At 36.1% G+C, this 15,429-nt stretch carries 21 protein-coding genes; 17 read left to right on the top strand and 4 right to left on the bottom strand.

What is annotated here, in order from left to right; all coding sequences use genetic code 11:
- Positions 1–146 precede the first annotated feature (146 nt).
- From arfB to ILA26_RS02845, 3 genes are read right to left on the bottom strand one after another with little or no spacing between them, the layout of a single operon-like run.
- Complete coding sequence (gene arfB / locus ILA26_RS02855; RefSeq protein ID WP_292893873.1) at positions 147–839, bottom strand: 2-amino-5-formylamino-6-ribosylaminopyrimidin-4(3H)-one 5'-monophosphate deformylase; 693 nt, start codon at positions 837–839, stop codon at positions 147–149.
- A 9-nt stretch (positions 840–848) separates the two neighbouring features.
- Positions 849–1,331: an RNA-binding protein gene (locus ILA26_RS02850; protein WP_292893871.1), complete on the bottom strand. Its 483-nt coding sequence runs from the start codon at positions 1,329–1,331 to the stop codon at positions 849–851.
- A 31-nt stretch (positions 1,332–1,362) separates the two neighbouring features.
- Positions 1,363–1,878 carry a type II toxin-antitoxin system antitoxin SocA domain-containing protein gene (locus tag ILA26_RS02845; RefSeq protein WP_292893869.1) on the bottom strand — a complete coding sequence of 172 codons (516 nt, stop codon included), beginning with the start codon at positions 1,876–1,878 and terminating at the stop codon, positions 1,363–1,365.
- Between the two features lie 303 nt (positions 1,879–2,181).
- Between ILA26_RS02845 and ILA26_RS02840 the strand changes: the two genes are divergently transcribed.
- The 4 genes from ILA26_RS02840 to ILA26_RS02825 all read left to right on the top strand — a co-directional run bounded on the left by ILA26_RS02840 (position 2,182) and on the right by ILA26_RS02825 (position 3,628).
- Positions 2,182–2,412, top strand: a complete 231-nt coding sequence (locus ILA26_RS02840; protein WP_116591755.1) for an LSm family protein — start codon at positions 2,182–2,184, stop codon at positions 2,410–2,412.
- A 57-nt stretch (positions 2,413–2,469) separates the two neighbouring features.
- Positions 2,470–2,658, top strand: a complete 189-nt coding sequence (locus ILA26_RS02835; protein WP_067042784.1) for a 50S ribosomal protein L37e — start codon at positions 2,470–2,472, stop codon at positions 2,656–2,658.
- Between the two features lie 165 nt (positions 2,659–2,823).
- Entirely contained in the window at positions 2,824–3,234 is a 411-nt protein-coding gene (locus ILA26_RS02830) for a hypothetical protein (protein ID WP_292893867.1), read from the top strand.
- Between the two features lie 7 nt (positions 3,235–3,241).
- Complete coding sequence (locus ILA26_RS02825) at positions 3,242–3,628, top strand: hypothetical protein (RefSeq protein ID WP_292893865.1); 387 nt, start codon at positions 3,242–3,244, stop codon at positions 3,626–3,628.
- Here ILA26_RS02825 and ILA26_RS02820 read toward each other — a convergent pair whose 3' ends face one another.
- Complete coding sequence (locus ILA26_RS02820; protein WP_292893863.1) at positions 3,629–3,964, bottom strand: hypothetical protein; 336 nt, start codon at positions 3,962–3,964, stop codon at positions 3,629–3,631.
- Positions 3,965–4,131: 167 nt separating this feature from the next.
- On the opposite strand from ILA26_RS02820, the gene rnc reads away from it, so the two are divergent.
- The 13 genes from rnc to ILA26_RS02755 all read left to right on the top strand — a co-directional run bounded on the left by rnc (position 4,132) and on the right by ILA26_RS02755 (position 15,428).
- The gene (gene rnc, locus ILA26_RS02815) at positions 4,132–4,803 is read left to right on the top strand and encodes a ribonuclease III (RefSeq protein ID WP_292893861.1); all 672 of its coding nucleotides are present in this window, start codon (positions 4,132–4,134) and stop codon (positions 4,801–4,803) included.
- Entirely contained in the window at positions 4,804–6,270 is a 1,467-nt protein-coding gene (locus tag ILA26_RS02810; protein ID WP_292893859.1) for a homoserine O-acetyltransferase, read from the top strand.
- 83 nt (positions 6,271–6,353) lie between these two features.
- On the top strand, positions 6,354–7,046 hold the full coding sequence (locus ILA26_RS02805) for an AzlC family ABC transporter permease (RefSeq protein ID WP_292893858.1): 693 nt from the start codon (positions 6,354–6,356) through the stop codon (positions 7,044–7,046).
- Positions 7,046–7,360 carry an AzlD domain-containing protein gene (locus tag ILA26_RS02800; protein ID WP_292893856.1) on the top strand — a complete coding sequence of 105 codons (315 nt, stop codon included), beginning with the start codon at positions 7,046–7,048 and terminating at the stop codon, positions 7,358–7,360. Before ILA26_RS02805 ends, ILA26_RS02800 begins: the two co-directional genes overlap by 1 nt.
- Positions 7,361–7,369: 9 nt before the next feature.
- Complete coding sequence (locus ILA26_RS02795) at positions 7,370–7,939, top strand: phosphatase PAP2 family protein (RefSeq protein ID WP_292893855.1); 570 nt, start codon at positions 7,370–7,372, stop codon at positions 7,937–7,939.
- Between the two features lie 83 nt (positions 7,940–8,022).
- Positions 8,023–8,619, top strand: a complete 597-nt coding sequence (locus ILA26_RS02790; protein ID WP_292893853.1) for a phosphatase PAP2 family protein — start codon at positions 8,023–8,025, stop codon at positions 8,617–8,619.
- Between the two features lie 55 nt (positions 8,620–8,674).
- Positions 8,675–10,123, top strand: coding sequence for an asparagine synthetase B (locus ILA26_RS02785; RefSeq protein WP_292893851.1), 1,449 nt, complete (start codon positions 8,675–8,677; stop codon positions 10,121–10,123).
- 258 nt (positions 10,124–10,381) lie between these two features.
- Positions 10,382–11,701: an MATE family efflux transporter gene (locus tag ILA26_RS02780; protein WP_292893849.1), complete on the top strand. Its 1,320-nt coding sequence runs from the start codon at positions 10,382–10,384 to the stop codon at positions 11,699–11,701.
- Positions 11,702–11,810: 109 nt separating this feature from the next.
- Complete coding sequence (gene gatC, locus ILA26_RS02775; protein ID WP_292893847.1) at positions 11,811–12,026, top strand: Asp-tRNA(Asn) amidotransferase subunit GatC; 216 nt, start codon at positions 11,811–11,813, stop codon at positions 12,024–12,026.
- Between the two features lie 11 nt (positions 12,027–12,037).
- Complete coding sequence (locus ILA26_RS02770; protein WP_292893845.1) at positions 12,038–12,523, top strand: amino acid-binding protein; 486 nt, start codon at positions 12,038–12,040, stop codon at positions 12,521–12,523.
- Positions 12,524–12,532: 9 nt separating this feature from the next.
- Complete coding sequence (locus tag ILA26_RS02765; protein ID WP_292893843.1) at positions 12,533–13,552, top strand: homoserine dehydrogenase; 1,020 nt, start codon at positions 12,533–12,535, stop codon at positions 13,550–13,552.
- A 28-nt stretch (positions 13,553–13,580) separates the two neighbouring features.
- Positions 13,581–14,792 (top strand): cofactor-independent phosphoglycerate mutase, encoded by a 1,212-nt coding sequence (locus tag ILA26_RS02760; RefSeq protein WP_292893841.1) that lies wholly within the window; start codon positions 13,581–13,583, stop codon positions 14,790–14,792.
- The gene (locus tag ILA26_RS02755; protein ID WP_292893839.1) at positions 14,793–15,428 is read left to right on the top strand and encodes a flavodoxin family protein; all 636 of its coding nucleotides are present in this window, start codon (positions 14,793–14,795) and stop codon (positions 15,426–15,428) included.
- Position 15,429 lies beyond the last annotated feature (1 nt).

The raw sequence follows: 15,429 nt of genomic DNA, 5'->3' as shown, positions 1-15,429 counted from the left end.
CCTCCCTCAAAACCATAAAAAACACAACCAAAAAGTTAATTAACTCTAATAATAGATTGTACTTTCTAGTATATAAAATTAAAGGATAATAAAATAAGAAAAAAATTTTAAACACAAAAATTATGAGTCAGCCTCTTTTTTTCTTTTTAAAAATCTAATAATTTTTCAACATCTAACAACACAGAGTTAATGGCTAAATTGAATAACCTGTGACCGTATTCTTCATCAATGTAAACGCCGTTTTCTTCAACGTCCCTTGCACCTTCCTCGATGTTCGGGTCATCTTCACGGGCTTGTTTGAATCCATATAGTCCTATTTCTTCGTATTCATTCACGTTTGCCTGGTTTTCAAGTTCATCCTCATTGACTATGCCTAAAACCTTAGCCATTGATAGTTCACCGCTTCCTCCGTGAGGGCCTTCTGATGAGATTACTTTGTTGTTGAATGTTATCGCTAAATCTGTTTTGTCCTCAATGTCCCATAGTTCAGCCATTAAGGGAATGTTTCCTCCATGGGCATTAACGATTACTACCTTTTCAATGTCTAAAAATTCTTTTGCCTGATTTAGTGTGTTGATCACGTTTTCCTTTAGCACATCTAGTGAAACATGGACTCCATGGTCGATTGTGTCCAGTTCATAAGCTGGAAAGATTATTCCTAAAAATTTGGCTCCGGTTTGGAGTGCTGATTGAAAAGCAATGTGTGCTCCTATCTTAGCGTCTGTGTCAATTGGCAATGCAGGGCCATGGTTTTCCAAATGTGATCCCAATGCGATTATGCCGATTTTGTGAACTCCAGGGTCCCTGATGTTTCCTGCACGATATCTCAATTCTGCCATATAATCACCTTATATCTCAAAGTTCCAGATATCGTCACCGACATAGTGTTTGGTTTCAACAGCTTTTCCGGAATCGTTTTCAACCATTTCCTCACCGCTGATTAGGCTGACTCCGATAGCTAATGGTTTTCCATGTGTCTCGTCGATGATGAGAACTATGTCTCCAGCCTCAACACCTTCTGAAGTATCTACAATTCCGGGACTCATGATGTCTGCACCGTTGCTCACGAATCTTATCGCGCCCATGTCCACAGTAACTGTTTTTGCATCAATTTGGTTGGCAAGTGCTGCTTTAAGTGTTGGAAATGGTTTTTCATCGATTATTATAATGTAAGGTTCACCGTCTACCAATATAAATGAATTAGGTTCAGCTTCAAGTATTTCCACATTCTTTTTACCTTGAAGTAAGTCTCCATATTCTCCTAATTCCTCTTTTATTTGTTTAATTTTCTTTTTTTTCAAGAAATTTCTTTTTTTAACTTTTATAGCCATGTTTATCCCAATTTTGTTTTAATGAATAATATTATGTTTTTTGAATAAATAAATTTTTTTTATTTAACAGGGAGTACCTGTTGTTTCTTGAAAAAACATACCTGAAATCAATTGCATCTCCAAAGTTTGCAACAATCATTGGAGGGTCATGTACAGCGTATTTTGTTATTGTGCTTGCATTGTTGTTGCTTAGGCTATTTATTGCCAACTTTATGATTTCCATCTCCTGTTGGCTGAATTTTGGGGTAGGGATTATTGTTGGGAAGTATCTGTGTATTCTTCTTGAGTAATAGTCTTCCTTTCTTAAAAACAGCTGTTTTTTGGAGATGAGGTCCTGGCTTACCTCAAAGAAATGTTTGGGTTTTATTCCTTTTTTTGACTTGATGTATGTCTCGTTTGTCAGAAGCTCTCCGTAAAGTTCGTAATATCCAAAGTCTATGAAGTATAATATGCTGCAAAGGACAGTCTTTCCGAAATTTGGTTTATATGAGCATTGGGAGAGAATGTACATTATCAAGTCAATATATTTTGTGCGGTTGAAATTCATGGTGGTTGCCTGTGATGGTTGAGTGTGGTTAGATTTGTATTTAATGTATTTTAGATAATGTGGGAGAGCGTCTGAAAAATAATTTATATACGGTGATTGTTAATAATTAGTATTGTTGCTATTTTTTGCCTATTTTGGCCTAAAATAAGGTAACCTTTATATAGTAGGTTATCTATATTTAATAGTATTAGTTTTAATTAGGTTTTGTCTTATCTTAACTTGATTATATTATGTCTAATAAAAGAGTGTTTAACTCAATTCATATTAAAAAAACTAAAAATTGTAATAATATAAGGTGATATAATGAGCGGACAAAATGTTCAAAGACCACTTGACGCATTAGGAAAATCTGTGGATTCTCCAGTTTTAATAAAACTTAAAGGAGATCGTGAATTTAGAGGTATACTTAAGAGCTTTGATTTACACATGAATTTAGTTCTTAATGATGCAGAAGAGTTACAAGACGGAGAAGTAACCAGAAGACTCGGTGTTGTGCTCATTAGAGGAGACAATATTGTTTATATTTCACCATAAGTATTATTCAATACTTTTCGAGATTACATTTTTACGATAGCTTAGGGAGGTGTATCAATGTCAAAGGGAACTCCATCAATGGGTAAGAAGAATAAAAAGACCCATATTAGATGCAGAAGATGTGGTAGAAACACTTATCACATTCGTAAAAAAGTCTGTGCTTCATGTGGATTTGGTAAATCCAAAAAACTCAGAAGATACAGCTGGCAAAATAAAAAACCAACTACTAGACAAAGATTAGTATAAGTTGGTAAATATTGTGAAGATTATTTCCATAATCTTCTTCAAACCACTTTTTTTAGACTACTTTTAAAATCACTGCTTATTTTAAATACTACTTATTTTAGATAACTTTATTAACTATTGTCAAATAAATTATTTTAGGTATAACTAAATTTAGGAGGCAAAATCATGACTGAATTGAAAGATATTGCTCAAGAAAATGATGTAAACTTAGAGAACTGTGTTGTTTTTGTAAGAGGCAACGACGACATTTTGGCTGTGGACATTTCCAATGCAGGAATCAGGCAGAGAAGTGATGACACTATGGGATTCACTTTTTCAATCTCTCCAAAGCAGGCATTGCAGCTTGAGGAATACTTCAACAAGTTCGCAACAGGTGAGAAGTTCTACTTTGACATTTCACAGACAGGCTACAGGCCGGTGTACTACAGGGGATTGTCTCCAATGACAAAAGAGGTGAGCAAGGAGTACCATCCTAAGTTCAACATAACATTATTTGCCCAAAAGGCAATTGTGGAACCTGACGATTCATATTTCGAACCATCATGCGCATGCTGTGAGTTCTGCCATATAGATTAGGTGAATCATGTTGGATTTAGAATTCTCTGATAAAATCAAGATAACAAAAAGCAATGGGGAAAGCATTGAACTGGACCAAAGTAGGGTTCATATCCGTGAAAATGAAAAGGGATTGATGGGTGTGAGCTATGTGGCTCCTGTCTTTGAGGCAATGGACTTGGAAAAATTCTTTGGTGATGTGATTACCTCTGAAAATTTAATGATGGATATTGGTGGTACTGGTGATTTTCAGGTTAGTTTTAGGGGAATAGTTGAAGGGAGAGGAAAAGAGTTCCCTCAAAATTGGGATCATAGGATTATTCTGTTGCAGGAACCTAAATTCTTGGATCCTAGGGTGAATCTCCCGATTAGTTGGTCTTCAAGATTGGTGACTCCTGAAGAACGCTTTGGGTAGCTATAATTCTCCTTCTACAGCGTCCCATAAGTCAACAGCCCATCCTTGTTTTCCGTTGATTACCATATCAAGCAATCTGACTTTTCCGTCTCTGAATCTGAATAGGCGGTAGTCTAGTTGTGCTTTTTTAGCGGTTCCTTCCTTGTTGCAGTCAAGATATAATCCTTCGCTGTACTCTTCCTCGAAGTCTCCCGCATTGACGAAATCTCCCACAAGGGAGTATCCGTTTTTAACGCTTTTATCTAATTCATCTACTGTTTTTAACCATCCGCCTTGAGCTCTAAATTTCATGTCAGGGTCGATTTTTGCCATTTCTTCTTTCCAATTTAATATCATATTACCAAATCCTTTTTAATTCTAGTTTTATTTTGTCTATATAAATGGAAAGTGTGAGAGCATCTGAAAAGTATTTATATAACAATAGTTATAATTAATACTTACTTATATATAATTAGAATTTCATAATTAAATAATGTAACAAAAAATACATCTGGGCTTTAATTATGAATTTATTTGAGAAATTTGATATTGAAACTGATAATAAGCATTTGTATGAAATTGCATTTACTCATGCTTCCTATTCAACATATCATGGATTGGATTACAATTATGAAAGATTGGAATTTTTAGGGGATTCAGTTTTAAGTTTAATAGTATCGGAATATTTATTTAACAAATATCCTGAATATGAAGAGGGGCAATTGACAAAAATCAGGTCAAATTTTGTCTGTCAAAATGCATTGATATACTACTCACACAAGTTGGGCTTGCAGGAATATCTTAAAGTATCTCATGAAGAAAAAAGCTTGACTAAGAATGAGGTATTGTCAATTACTGCCGATTTATTCGAGTCATTCCTAGGGGCAATGTTCATTGACAAGGGAATGGAGTATGCAAAAGATTTCATTGCAAATAACATATTCAAGTATATCGACCAAAAAAGAGTGTTCTTTGAAGATTACAAGTCACAAATGAAGGAATATGGGGATGCTAATGAAGTTACAATATCATATGAAGTATTGAAAGAATACGGAGTCCCTCACGATAAGACATTCATTATGGCATGTTTGATTGATGGAAAAGAAATGGGTGTTGGAAGAGGAAAAAATAAAAAAGAAGCTGAACAGGCTGCCGCAAAAGGAGCTATGCGTAAATTAAAAATCTGGAGAAAGTAAATGAATAAAGAATCTGTAGGTATTGTAGAAACCAAATACTATGATATCCCTGAACCAATTACATTAGATAGTGGAGAAGTCTTGGAAGACGTCACTGTAGCATATGAAACCTACGGTGAGTTGAACAAAGAAAAAACCAACGCTATTCTCATTTGTCATGCTTTAACAGGTGATGCTCACGCTGCAGGTTGGCATGAAGGAGATAAGAAACCCGGATGGTGGGAAATTGTTATAGGTCCGGGAAAAGCACTGGACACTGAAAAATACTTTATCATTTGTTCTAATGTATTGGGAGGATGTAAAGGAACAACAGGTCCTAGTTCAATCAATCCAAAAACAGGCAAAGAATATGGTCTGGATTTTCCTGTAATTACCATCGGTGACATGGTTAAAGTTCAAAAGAAATTAATCGATTCATTTGGAGTTAATCAATTGGCTGCCGTTATTGGAGGATCAATGGGAGGAATGCAAGTTCTTGATTGGATAGTAAGATATCCAAAAATGATGAAGAAAGCGGTTCCTATTGCAACAACTGCAATGTCATCACCACAACAAATTGCATTCAACGAGGTAGGTCGTCAGGCCATATTTTCAGATCCTAATTGGAATAATGGAAATTATTATGAAACTGGTAAGGTTCCTGAAAATGGATTGTCCTTAGCTCGTATGATTGCCCACATTACCTATTTAAGTGATGAATCAATGGACATCAAGTTTGGAAGGGATTTGCAGGATAAGGATGAAATAAGTTACGACTTTTCAATTGATTTCCAGGTTGAAAGTTACTTAAAGCACCAAGGTGAGACATTCGTAAAACGTTTTGACGCTAACAGTTATTTATTTATTACAAAAGCGGTTGACTTATTTGATTTAAGCATTAACGATTCATTAATTAATGGATTTAAAAATATTGAAGCGAAAATTGAAGTCATTTCTGTTGATTCCGATTGGCTGTATCCAACAGAACAAAGCACTGAAATAGTGACTGCTTTAAATGCTAATGATTTGGAGGTTTCATTTTCAGAAATCAAGTCAAATTATGGACATGATGCATTCTTGCTTGAAAAGGGGCAATTGAATCATATCCTTTCAAAATTCCTGTCAAATAATATTGTTGAAGACATAATGATGGAAAACTTTGCAACAATCAAGGAAGCTGCGGATGTTCAGGATGCTGCTAAATTAATGTTGGATAAGCATGTAACTCACATTCCTGTTGTTACTGATGATTATAAGTTAATTGGTATTGTTACCAGTTGGGATCTATCTAAATCAATTGCTATGAACTCAAATCATTTGAAAGACATAATGACAACAACCGTCAAATATTGTCATTCTTATGAGACTATTGAGGATATCGCTCGTAAGATGCGTAAATTTGACATTTCATGTCTTCCGGTTGTCGATGAGGATATGAAAGTTTTAGGATTGATAACAACTGATCAAATTAGTAATTTATTAAGTTAAGTTACTTACCTTATTTTTTTAATTAATTTTATAAACTATTCTTAACATAATTATTATTTTACTATTATTCTGGAGTCGTTATTTTGTCAAGAAAGGAGAAATTTATAGAAGGTTGCAAAAAGGGTGTTCCAATTGCGTTCGGATACGTTCCGATGGGAATTGGGTATGCTGCTATTGCGATAAAGGCAGGAATGACTCCCATCCAAACAGTGTCAATGTCTGTTTTAGTTTATGCAGGTGCAGGACAAATCATTGCAGCATCAATGCTTTTAAGTGGCGCAACTGCGATGGCAATTATCTTAACCAATTTTGTTGTTAACTTAAGATATTTCGTAATGTCCACATGTGTTTTAAATCAGGTAGAGAAATCTAGTTTGCCGTTAAATATACTGGCCGCTCATGTGACCGTTGATGAATCATTTGCAATGTTTTCATTGAGTGAAGATTCAAATATATGGATTTATTTGGGTATTGCGATATTTGCATGGCTTAGCTGGATTTTAGGTGCAGGTATTGGTGTTGTTGTACTTGATTTATTGCCTGTGATTGTAACAAACAGTTTTAATATCTCATTATATGCATTGTTTGTGGCTATTTTGGTTCCGGCTATCAAGGAATCCAAACAGATTGCTCTTCTAGTGTTGATAACTGCAATTTTAAATGTGGTTTTAGGACAATTCTTGGGTAACTGGTCACTAATTGTTTCAACACTTTTGGGTGCTGCAATTGGAATGTATATTGTGGATGATGAATATATTCTTGGAGAGGATGCTTAATGGATTATGTGAATCTGGTTATTTTGGGCTGTGCGCTTGTAACATTCATTCCAAGATTGATTCCAGCATTGTTTATAGATAAGCTGAATTTCCCTCCAAAGGCTGAGAAATTCCTAAATTTGATACCGTACACCGCTCTTGCGGCATTAATATGTCCAGGTGTGTTGACAGTCGATAATCAGTTATGGTATATAGGTTTGATTGGTGCAATTGTTGCGGCAGGTCTTGCCTGGAAAAAGGTGCCTCTTGGAGCGATTGTGATTTTAACAGTGGTTATTTTGATAGCGGTTTATTCCATTGTGCCGTTCTTTTAAGGTGATTTCATGGATATAAATATGGGTTTGTTTATTTACATCAATCAGCATATGCAAAATCCTGTATTTGATGGGATAATGCCAATGATAACTCATTTTGGAGGTTTCATCTGGTTGTTATTGATTGTATTGGTGGTCTTATTGTATGCGAAAGTGACAAATAGAGATGCTCTTAAAAAAGTGGCGGCCATTGCATTGGTTGCATTGCTGTTTTCAGATTTGATAGCTCTTCTTTTGAAACAAATAGTTCAGGAGCCAAGGCCTTTCATGAGTTTGGAAAATGTAAGGCTTCTCATTCCGGAGTCTGATCCTTGTTCATTCCCGTCAGGTCATGCCACATCAACATTGGCTGTAGTGAGCATATTCCTTTTAAACATGGATGATTTGGTTAAAAAGCATAAAGTGCTTATTGAAATATTATTGTTGATATTTGCAGTCGTCATTGTATTTTCAAGGGTCTATGTTGGAGTGCATTATCCATTTGATGTTTTATGCGGTGCGCTAATTGGAATTGTAGGGGCATTGGTAGTGAACAATTATAAAGACAAAATCTTAACCCTTCTTGAAAGAATAATATGAGGGTAAAGTATTTTTAGATTAATGGCCAATCTAATATATAATATTGAAAAGAGGAATGAAATAATCATTTAGGTTGTATTTTTATGATTTTTTATAATATTAATGTGGATTTATTTAATTTTTTTAATCATGGTCTTCAAAGTCCAATTTTTGACGGCATAATGCCAATATTCACTCATTTTGGAGGTTTCAAGTTTCTTGTCTTGATATTGGTGGCTGTCATTCTATATGCAAGGATAACCAAAAGGGACACCCTTAAAAAGGTGGCAATCATTACACTGGGTGCATTGTTGTTTTCAGCTGCAATCGCATTCGTTTTAAAGCATGTCGTTCATGAGCCAAGGCCGTTCATGTCCTTGGACAATGTCCATCTGTTAATCACAGAAGATGACCTGAATTCATTCCCGTCAGGGCATGCAACATCAACTTTTGCTGTTGTGACCTCATTGATACTTAACATGAAGGAATTGGTCAAAAAGAATCATCTGGTAATTGATATTGCATTGGTGATTTTTGCAGTTCTCATCATATTTTCAAGAATGTATGTGGGAGTGCATTATCCTGGAGATGTTTTGGCAGGAGCGATAGTTGGAATTGTTGGAGCATTGATAATTAACAAATTCAAGGATAGGATTTATAGCATTTCAAGGTTATTGGCCAATAAATTAAATGTGAAATGAGTCGAATCATTTAATTTATTAGGAATTTAGTTATTTAATAGGAGCTTTAGATATTATGTGTTCAATAGTTGGTTTACAGGGAAACGTCAAGGCGGAGGATATAATAAAAATGTTGAAATCCTCTAAAAATAGAGGTCCTGACGCATCTGGAATTTATCTCGATAAGGTTTATGATGATATTGATTTGGAGGAGTTTGAAGACTGTTCACAATACCCTATAGCATTTGGACATAACCTGCTTTCCATTTATGATTTGAATGACAGGGTTTCCAAGCCTCAACCGGTAAGCAATGATAATCTTGTTTTGGTATTTAACGGCGAGCTGTATAATTTCAAAACAATCAGAAACCTGCTGTCCAAAGTGGGTGTTGATGCTGAAATCAAATGCGATGCGGAAGCGCTCATGTATCTGATTGACTTTTATAATAAGGGGGACTTGGTTGATGCCATCAGAATGGCAATCAGATTGGCCGATGGGGATTATGCGTTTTCGGTATGGGATGGTGAAAACCTTGCTCTTGTACGTGATCCATTGGGAGTCAAACCATTATTTTACGGACAAAACGGTGATTTAAGAGGATTTGCATCAACTAAAAATGCATTAAAAGAGGTTGGCATTACTGAAATTGAAACCTTAAAGCCGGAACATATTCTATTTAACTGGGAAGATATAGCTCCAGCACAGCCGATATATGAAAAAGTATTTGAGGGTGACGTAAGTAAAATAGACAAGCTATTAAAATTAAGTGTATCCAAAAGAGTTGAAGGATTATATGAGGTCGGGGTAATATTTTCAGGTGGTGTCGACAGTTCCTATCTTGCATTGCTTTTGGGTGAAATAGCTGAAAATGTGGGGCTTAAAATAAAACTTTATGCAGTGGGCAAGGAAGGGTCACATGACATTGAAGCTGCAAAGTATGCAGCCAAGTTCCTCAATCTCGACTTGATCATATGTGAAGTGGATGAAGACATGGTCAGGGAGGCATTGCCTAGTGTAGTTAATGCAATTGGTGACGATAACCTTATGAAAGTCGGTGTTGGCCTTACAACATATTTTGCAACAAAGATGGTTGCAGAAGATGGAATCAAGGTGGCAATATCCGGTCAAGGGGCAGACGAGCTCTTTGGAGGATACAAAAGGTATCTTGAAAGTTTTGTCAATGACACATTGAATTATGACATAAGGCAGGACATGTCAAACATGTATAACGTCAATCTTGAAAGGGATGATGCATGCTCAATGCTCAATGGAGTTGAGTTAAGATTGCCGTTTTTAGACAAGAGTCTTGTTGAATTGGTCTTGAACATTCAAGATAACAAAAAGATTGTGTCAATGCATGATGATATGAGAAAAAGCATATTGAGAAAATTGGCCTTTGAAGAGGGTCTTGACTATGAGATAGCATACAGGCCCAAAAAGGCGGCCCAATATGGAACAGGAATCGATAAGATTTTAAGAAAGAAAATCTTAAAGGATACTGACATTTCAGAGTTTTTAGAATAATTTAAGAAGGTTGTAAATTATTTTATACATTTTTTAACCTTTTTCTTTTAATATTTCTTATTTTTTAAATTAGAAACATTTATATATCTTGTTTCAATTAATTTATTATGGCTTATTTTATACAAGAAAATTCTTTATAAGAATACAGTCGTTTCGGTATTAAATGACTCACAAAGAATTAACACTCTTTTGTAGCACTTTACATACTATTTTTTTATTATTTGGAGGTATTATTATTAATTCTAGAGAGGGTGCTCTATGAAAGTTGAGCAATTGATTACAAATCCTAAAAAGAGTATCATCGGTTTAAGCATACCAATGATATTGTCTTTATTTTTAACAATGATTAACAACCTTGCCGATGCAATGTGGGTGTCTGGACTTGGTTCAGATGCTCTGGCAGCAATAGGTATCGTAACACCATTGTTCATTATCATCATAGGTCTTGGAATAGGACTGTCAGCGGGTGTGAACTCTTCCATTGCACGTTTCATCGGAAGGGGAGATATGAAAAATGCTGGAAACAGCGCAACACACGGTGTTGTATTAAGTATTATCGTAAGTATATTGATTCCTGGACTGATAATATTGTTCTTGGACCCGCTATTGATTGCAATCGGGGGATCAAACGTTTTGGGTCTTGCCCATGAGTATGGTGTCTGGATTATTTCCGGAGGATTCACAATAATCATTCAAAACATATATTGCGGAATATTCAGGTCCGAAAACAAGGGTGTCAAGGCAACCTTGCCAATTGGGGTTGCAGCTGCGCTGAACATCATCTTGGACCCTATATTCATTTACAATCTGAACATGGGGGTTTCAGGAGCAGCAATAGCAACTGTTCTTGCAAATTTCATCGGTCTTTTGATGTATCTTTACTGGTCATACATCAAAAAGGACAATTACATTGATGTCAAAAGCTATTCAAGGGACATGGCAATCTATAAGGACATCATTTCCGTTGGAGTTCCTGCAAGCGCTGAGCAAATCATCATGTCATTGTTCTCAATGGTTGTGAATGTCATTCTTGTGATGGTTGCAACAACCGATTCCGTGGCTGTCTATACCACAGTATGGAGACTTATCAGTATAGGTATCATGCTGCCTGTGGGATTCGGGACTGGTGGAATCAGTGTGTTCGGAGCTCTTTTCGGTGCAAGAAAAACTGATGAAATCCTTGAATCTTTCAACTATATTCATAAAATCGGTTTTGTCGGATGTATTGCAATGGCAATTATATTAGCAGTATTGTCACCATATCTTGCAATGCTTTTCGGTGGAGCAGGATTGAACGATGAGATTGCCCGTGTTACTATTCTATTGTGTCCTTATGTAGTGTTTGCAAGCTGGAGTATCATCTCAGGGTGCATATTGCAGAGTTTCGGAAGAGGAGACTTGAGTCTAGGTTTCACATTCTTCAAGCAAATCATCTTAACATTGATTTGTATATGGGCATTGCTTTGGATGGGAGAAAATGGAGTTTACTGGGGAATAGTGATTGCAAACTTCATTGGAAGCCTTATTCAAGTATTGTTCACACTCAGATACGTTAAAGGTATCCAAAAATATTATTAATGGCTAATGTTTGCCATTACCTTTTTCTTTTTTTTAAACCATTATCCTTTATATTTATTAATGCCAAAAAACATACTAATAATATTATTAATTATTAGGAGTTTTTATAATGTCAATCGAAAAAGATGCTGAAGAAATTATAGAAAAATTTTCAAAAACCTTAGAAAACATTCCAGATTCAGACGAAACCTGGTACATTACTGATAACTTGAATTTAACTCGTGAAGACGAATCTCATGAGAAAAATCCTGAAAAAATATTAAGGAATGCTAATATTGATAAAGATGGAAATCTTGTTGTAAAAAGAGCAGATTGGACAAATTAAGGGGGACTTATATGAGAATAGACTTAGTTCTAGAGCTTTTGGATATCCCTGGACAGTTAGTTAAAGTATTGGAGCCAATAAGTGGTCTTGGAGCTAACCTGGTAACTGTCATTCACAAAAGGGACTACAAAAATGATGATGGTAAAGTTCCAGTTCAATTAACATTGGAAGGTGAAAGGGAAGACCTTTTAAATGTCATCACCAGATTTGACGATTTAGGATTTTCAATCATTGAAATGGACGGAGTAGTTAAAAAAGAAAAAATCACAACAATTTTATTCGGCCACATTGTGGACCAAGACTTAAGGGACACCATGGACAGGATTAATGATTTGAAAGGTGTTCAAATTGTTGCATTTGATATTAAGTTAAACGGTGAGGAAAAATCCACTGCATTGATTAATATTGAAGCGGATGTTGGCAAAAAACAAATAATTTTTGATAGAATTGCAGAAATTGCTGAAGAAAAGGAATTGTTAGTGATTAATGAAGTATAAGTGATTATTATGGATGAATGTAAAGTCATTATTATGGGATTTGGTTCAGTGGGCCAAGGTGTTGCAAATGCACTTTCCATGAAGAAAGATTTGATTAAGGACAAAACAGGAGTAAACGTGAAAGTTGTTGCAGCAGCTGATTCTTCTTCATCTGCAATATCACAAGATGGATTGGATGAAGAATTGCTTGTTAAAACCAAAAAAGAAGAAGGAAAACTATCAGCATATCCGGAATATGGATCTGATAAGAATGGTGCAGATGTTTTAGATGCAGTTGAATACGATTGTCTTATAGAAGCAACTCCTACTAATATCGTTGATGCAGAGCCTGCACTTTCATTAACATTAAAAGCATTTAAACAAGGAAAAGACGTAGTGACATCAAACAAAGGGCATTTAGCACTTAAATTTAAAGAAGTTGTTGATGCAGCTCATGAAGCAGGTGTTGAATTCAAATATGAAGCTAGTGTTGGTGGATCTATGCCTATCATTAATTTTACAAGAGACACTCTTTCATCATGTGAGATAAAATCAATCAAGGGTATCTTGAACGGTACCACAAATTATATCTTGTCAAGAATGACTGCTGAAGGTTCTGATTATGAAGTTATCCTAAAAGAATCACAGGAATTGGGTATTGCAGAGACCGACCCAACACAAGACGTTGAAGGTATTGACGCAGCTTGTAAGACTGTAATTTTAGCAAATTCCCTATTGGGCATTGATGCAACTTACAGCGACGTTAAGGTTGAGGGTATTTCAAACATCAATTCACAAGCTATCGAACTTGCTAAAAAGGACGATTACCTAATCAAACTGATAGCGGAAATATCTCCAGACAACTTGCAGGTGTCTCCTCGTTTAGTTAAAAGAGGAAGCTCATATGATGTAAGCGGAACCTTGAACATGGCTACAATCAAGACTGATTTGGCTGATGAGGTTTCTGTTATTGGACTCGGAGCAGGTTCCCTTGAGACTGCTTCTGCGATGTTGACAGATTTAATTAGTATTTTAAAATATAAAAACTAATTAAATTCTTTTTACTTTTTTTGATAATATGAAATATGTAATTTTTATTCCAGACGGATCAAGCGATTATCCTGTTGATGAATTAGACGGTAAAACTCCTCTGATGGTGGCCAACACTCCAAACATTGACAAGTTGGCTAAAAAAGGGTTTGGAGGATTTACAAACAATGTGCCTGAACAGTACACTCCAGGTTCAGATGTGGCTAACATGAGCATTTTTGGATTTAATCCTGCTGATTACTACACTGGCCGTGGACCATTGGAGGCAGGCAGTGAAGGAATTCCAACAAAACCTGAAGACGTGATATTCAGATGCAATACAATATTCAGTGAAAATGATGAAATGGATGACTTCAATGCAGGCCATATCACAACCGATGAAGCTGACGAATTGATGAAAGGATTGAATGAATATTTCACCGAAAAGTACCCTGACTTTAAGGGCAAGTTCTACACTGGTGTAAGCTACAGACACTTGTTCGTTTATTCCTGTGATAGCGTTGAGGATGCAAAAATATTATCAAGCATCAAAACAATGCCGCCTCATGATATTGCAGGTGAAAAATTGGTTGATAATCTATTTGGCGAATGTGAACTTGCTGAAGAATTCCATAAGATAATGTTCGAGGCAAGAGAATACCTTAAAGGCCATGAAGTAAACCAAAAAAGGGAAATTCCTGCAAATATGGTATGGCTATGGGGACAAGGTGTAACTCCAAAATTGCCTAACTTTGAGGAAACCTACGGCATCACCGCTTCTGTAATCACTGGTGTTGACTTGCTTAAGGGAATCGGCAACTTTGCAGGCATGAACATTGTTGACGTGCCTGGCGCTACAGGATACTTTGACACCGACTATGAAGCAAAAGGAAAATACGGTATTGAAGCCTTAAAGGAAACTGACTTGTTGTTGATTCATATTGAGGCTCCAGATGAAGCAGGGCATGCTCAAAATACAGAAGAGAAGGTCAAGGCACTTGAAAGAATTGACGAGTTTATTGTCGGACCAATCATCGAAAGCTTGGAAGGCGAACCTTACAGGGGAGCAATATTGCCGGACCACCCAACACCTATAAGCGTTGGAACACACACCCGTGACAATGTGCCTATAATCATTTTCGATTCAGAACGAGATGGTGACGATTGTGAGTCATTTGATGAGGAAGGAGTCAAAAAAGGATCACTTGAATTTAAACAAGGGCATTTCCTTGTTCAAAGATTAATAGATGGAGATTATTAGATGAAAGTTATTTTAGTAAATGGAAGTCCAAACAAGAAAGGTTGCACATACACTGCACTCACCTATGTCGAAGAGACTTTAAATGAGGCAGGAATTGAAACTGAAATATTCTGGATTAAGACAAAACCAATTATAGGATGTACCGCATGTTTGAAATGCCGTGAAAAAGGAAAATGTACATTTGACAATGATGTTGTCAACGAATTCACTGAAAAGGCAAAGGATGCTGACGGATTCATATTCGGGTCTCCTGTATACTATGCAGGGGCAACAGGTTCAATAACCTCATTTTTAGATAGGGCATTTTACTCAAGTTCACAGGGAAATGGTCTTGAGCACTTTAAACACAAGCCTGCAGCTGTGATTTGTTCCGCAAGACGTGGAGGAACAACTGCAACTTACGATCAATTGAATAAGTACTTAGGAATCTCTCAGATGCCTATAATTTCATCTTTCTACTGGAACATGGTTCACGGAAACACTCCTGAAGAGGTTGAACAGGACCTTGAAGGGCTTGCCACCATGAGGCAGCTTGGAAGAAACATGGCATTTTTCTTAAAGTGCATTGAAGCAGGTAAAAAAGAAGGTTTAGTTCCTGAAGAGGAACCGAAAATTGCTTTCAACTTTATAAGATAAA

Origin of the sequence: Methanobrevibacter sp. (assembly GCF_017940815.1) — an archaeon.
Classification (GTDB): Archaea; Methanobacteriota; Methanobacteria; order Methanobacteriales; family Methanobacteriaceae; genus Methanocatella.
Note: the sequence above shows the minus strand (reverse complement) of the source record. Positions and strands in the feature narration are given on the sequence as shown.

Bases quoted from the DNA above. Each gene is read 5' to 3' on its own strand.
- arfB (WP_292893873.1), bottom strand. From the start codon at position 839: ATGGCAGAATTGAGATATCGTGCAGGAAACATCAGGGACCCTGGAGTT.
- ILA26_RS02850 (WP_292893871.1), bottom strand. From the start codon at position 1,331: ATGGCTATAAAAGTTAAAAAAAGAAATTTCTTGAAAAAAAAGAAAATT.
- ILA26_RS02845 (WP_292893869.1), bottom strand. From the start codon at position 1,878: ATGAATTTCAACCGCACAAAATATATTGACTTGATAATGTACATTCTC.
- ILA26_RS02840 (WP_116591755.1), top strand. From the start codon at position 2,182: ATGAGCGGACAAAATGTTCAAAGACCACTTGACGCATTAGGAAAATCT.
- ILA26_RS02835 (WP_067042784.1), top strand. From the start codon at position 2,470: ATGTCAAAGGGAACTCCATCAATGGGTAAGAAGAATAAAAAGACCCAT.
- ILA26_RS02830 (WP_292893867.1), top strand. From the start codon at position 2,824: ATGACTGAATTGAAAGATATTGCTCAAGAAAATGATGTAAACTTAGAG.
- ILA26_RS02825 (WP_292893865.1), top strand. From the start codon at position 3,242: ATGTTGGATTTAGAATTCTCTGATAAAATCAAGATAACAAAAAGCAAT.
- ILA26_RS02820 (WP_292893863.1), bottom strand. From the start codon at position 3,964: ATGATATTAAATTGGAAAGAAGAAATGGCAAAAATCGACCCTGACATG.
- rnc (WP_292893861.1), top strand. From the start codon at position 4,132: ATGAATTTATTTGAGAAATTTGATATTGAAACTGATAATAAGCATTTG.
- ILA26_RS02810 (WP_292893859.1), top strand. From the start codon at position 4,804: ATGAATAAAGAATCTGTAGGTATTGTAGAAACCAAATACTATGATATC.
- ILA26_RS02800 (WP_292893856.1), top strand. From the start codon at position 7,046: ATGGATTATGTGAATCTGGTTATTTTGGGCTGTGCGCTTGTAACATTC.
- ILA26_RS02795 (WP_292893855.1), top strand. From the start codon at position 7,370: ATGGATATAAATATGGGTTTGTTTATTTACATCAATCAGCATATGCAA.
- ILA26_RS02790 (WP_292893853.1), top strand. From the start codon at position 8,023: ATGATTTTTTATAATATTAATGTGGATTTATTTAATTTTTTTAATCAT.
- ILA26_RS02785 (WP_292893851.1), top strand. From the start codon at position 8,675: ATGTGTTCAATAGTTGGTTTACAGGGAAACGTCAAGGCGGAGGATATA.
- ILA26_RS02780 (WP_292893849.1), top strand. From the start codon at position 10,382: ATGAAAGTTGAGCAATTGATTACAAATCCTAAAAAGAGTATCATCGGT.
- gatC (WP_292893847.1), top strand. From the start codon at position 11,811: ATGTCAATCGAAAAAGATGCTGAAGAAATTATAGAAAAATTTTCAAAA.
- ILA26_RS02770 (WP_292893845.1), top strand. From the start codon at position 12,038: ATGAGAATAGACTTAGTTCTAGAGCTTTTGGATATCCCTGGACAGTTA.
- ILA26_RS02765 (WP_292893843.1), top strand. From the start codon at position 12,533: ATGGATGAATGTAAAGTCATTATTATGGGATTTGGTTCAGTGGGCCAA.
- ILA26_RS02760 (WP_292893841.1), top strand. From the start codon at position 13,581: ATGAAATATGTAATTTTTATTCCAGACGGATCAAGCGATTATCCTGTT.
- ILA26_RS02755 (WP_292893839.1), top strand. From the start codon at position 14,793: ATGAAAGTTATTTTAGTAAATGGAAGTCCAAACAAGAAAGGTTGCACA.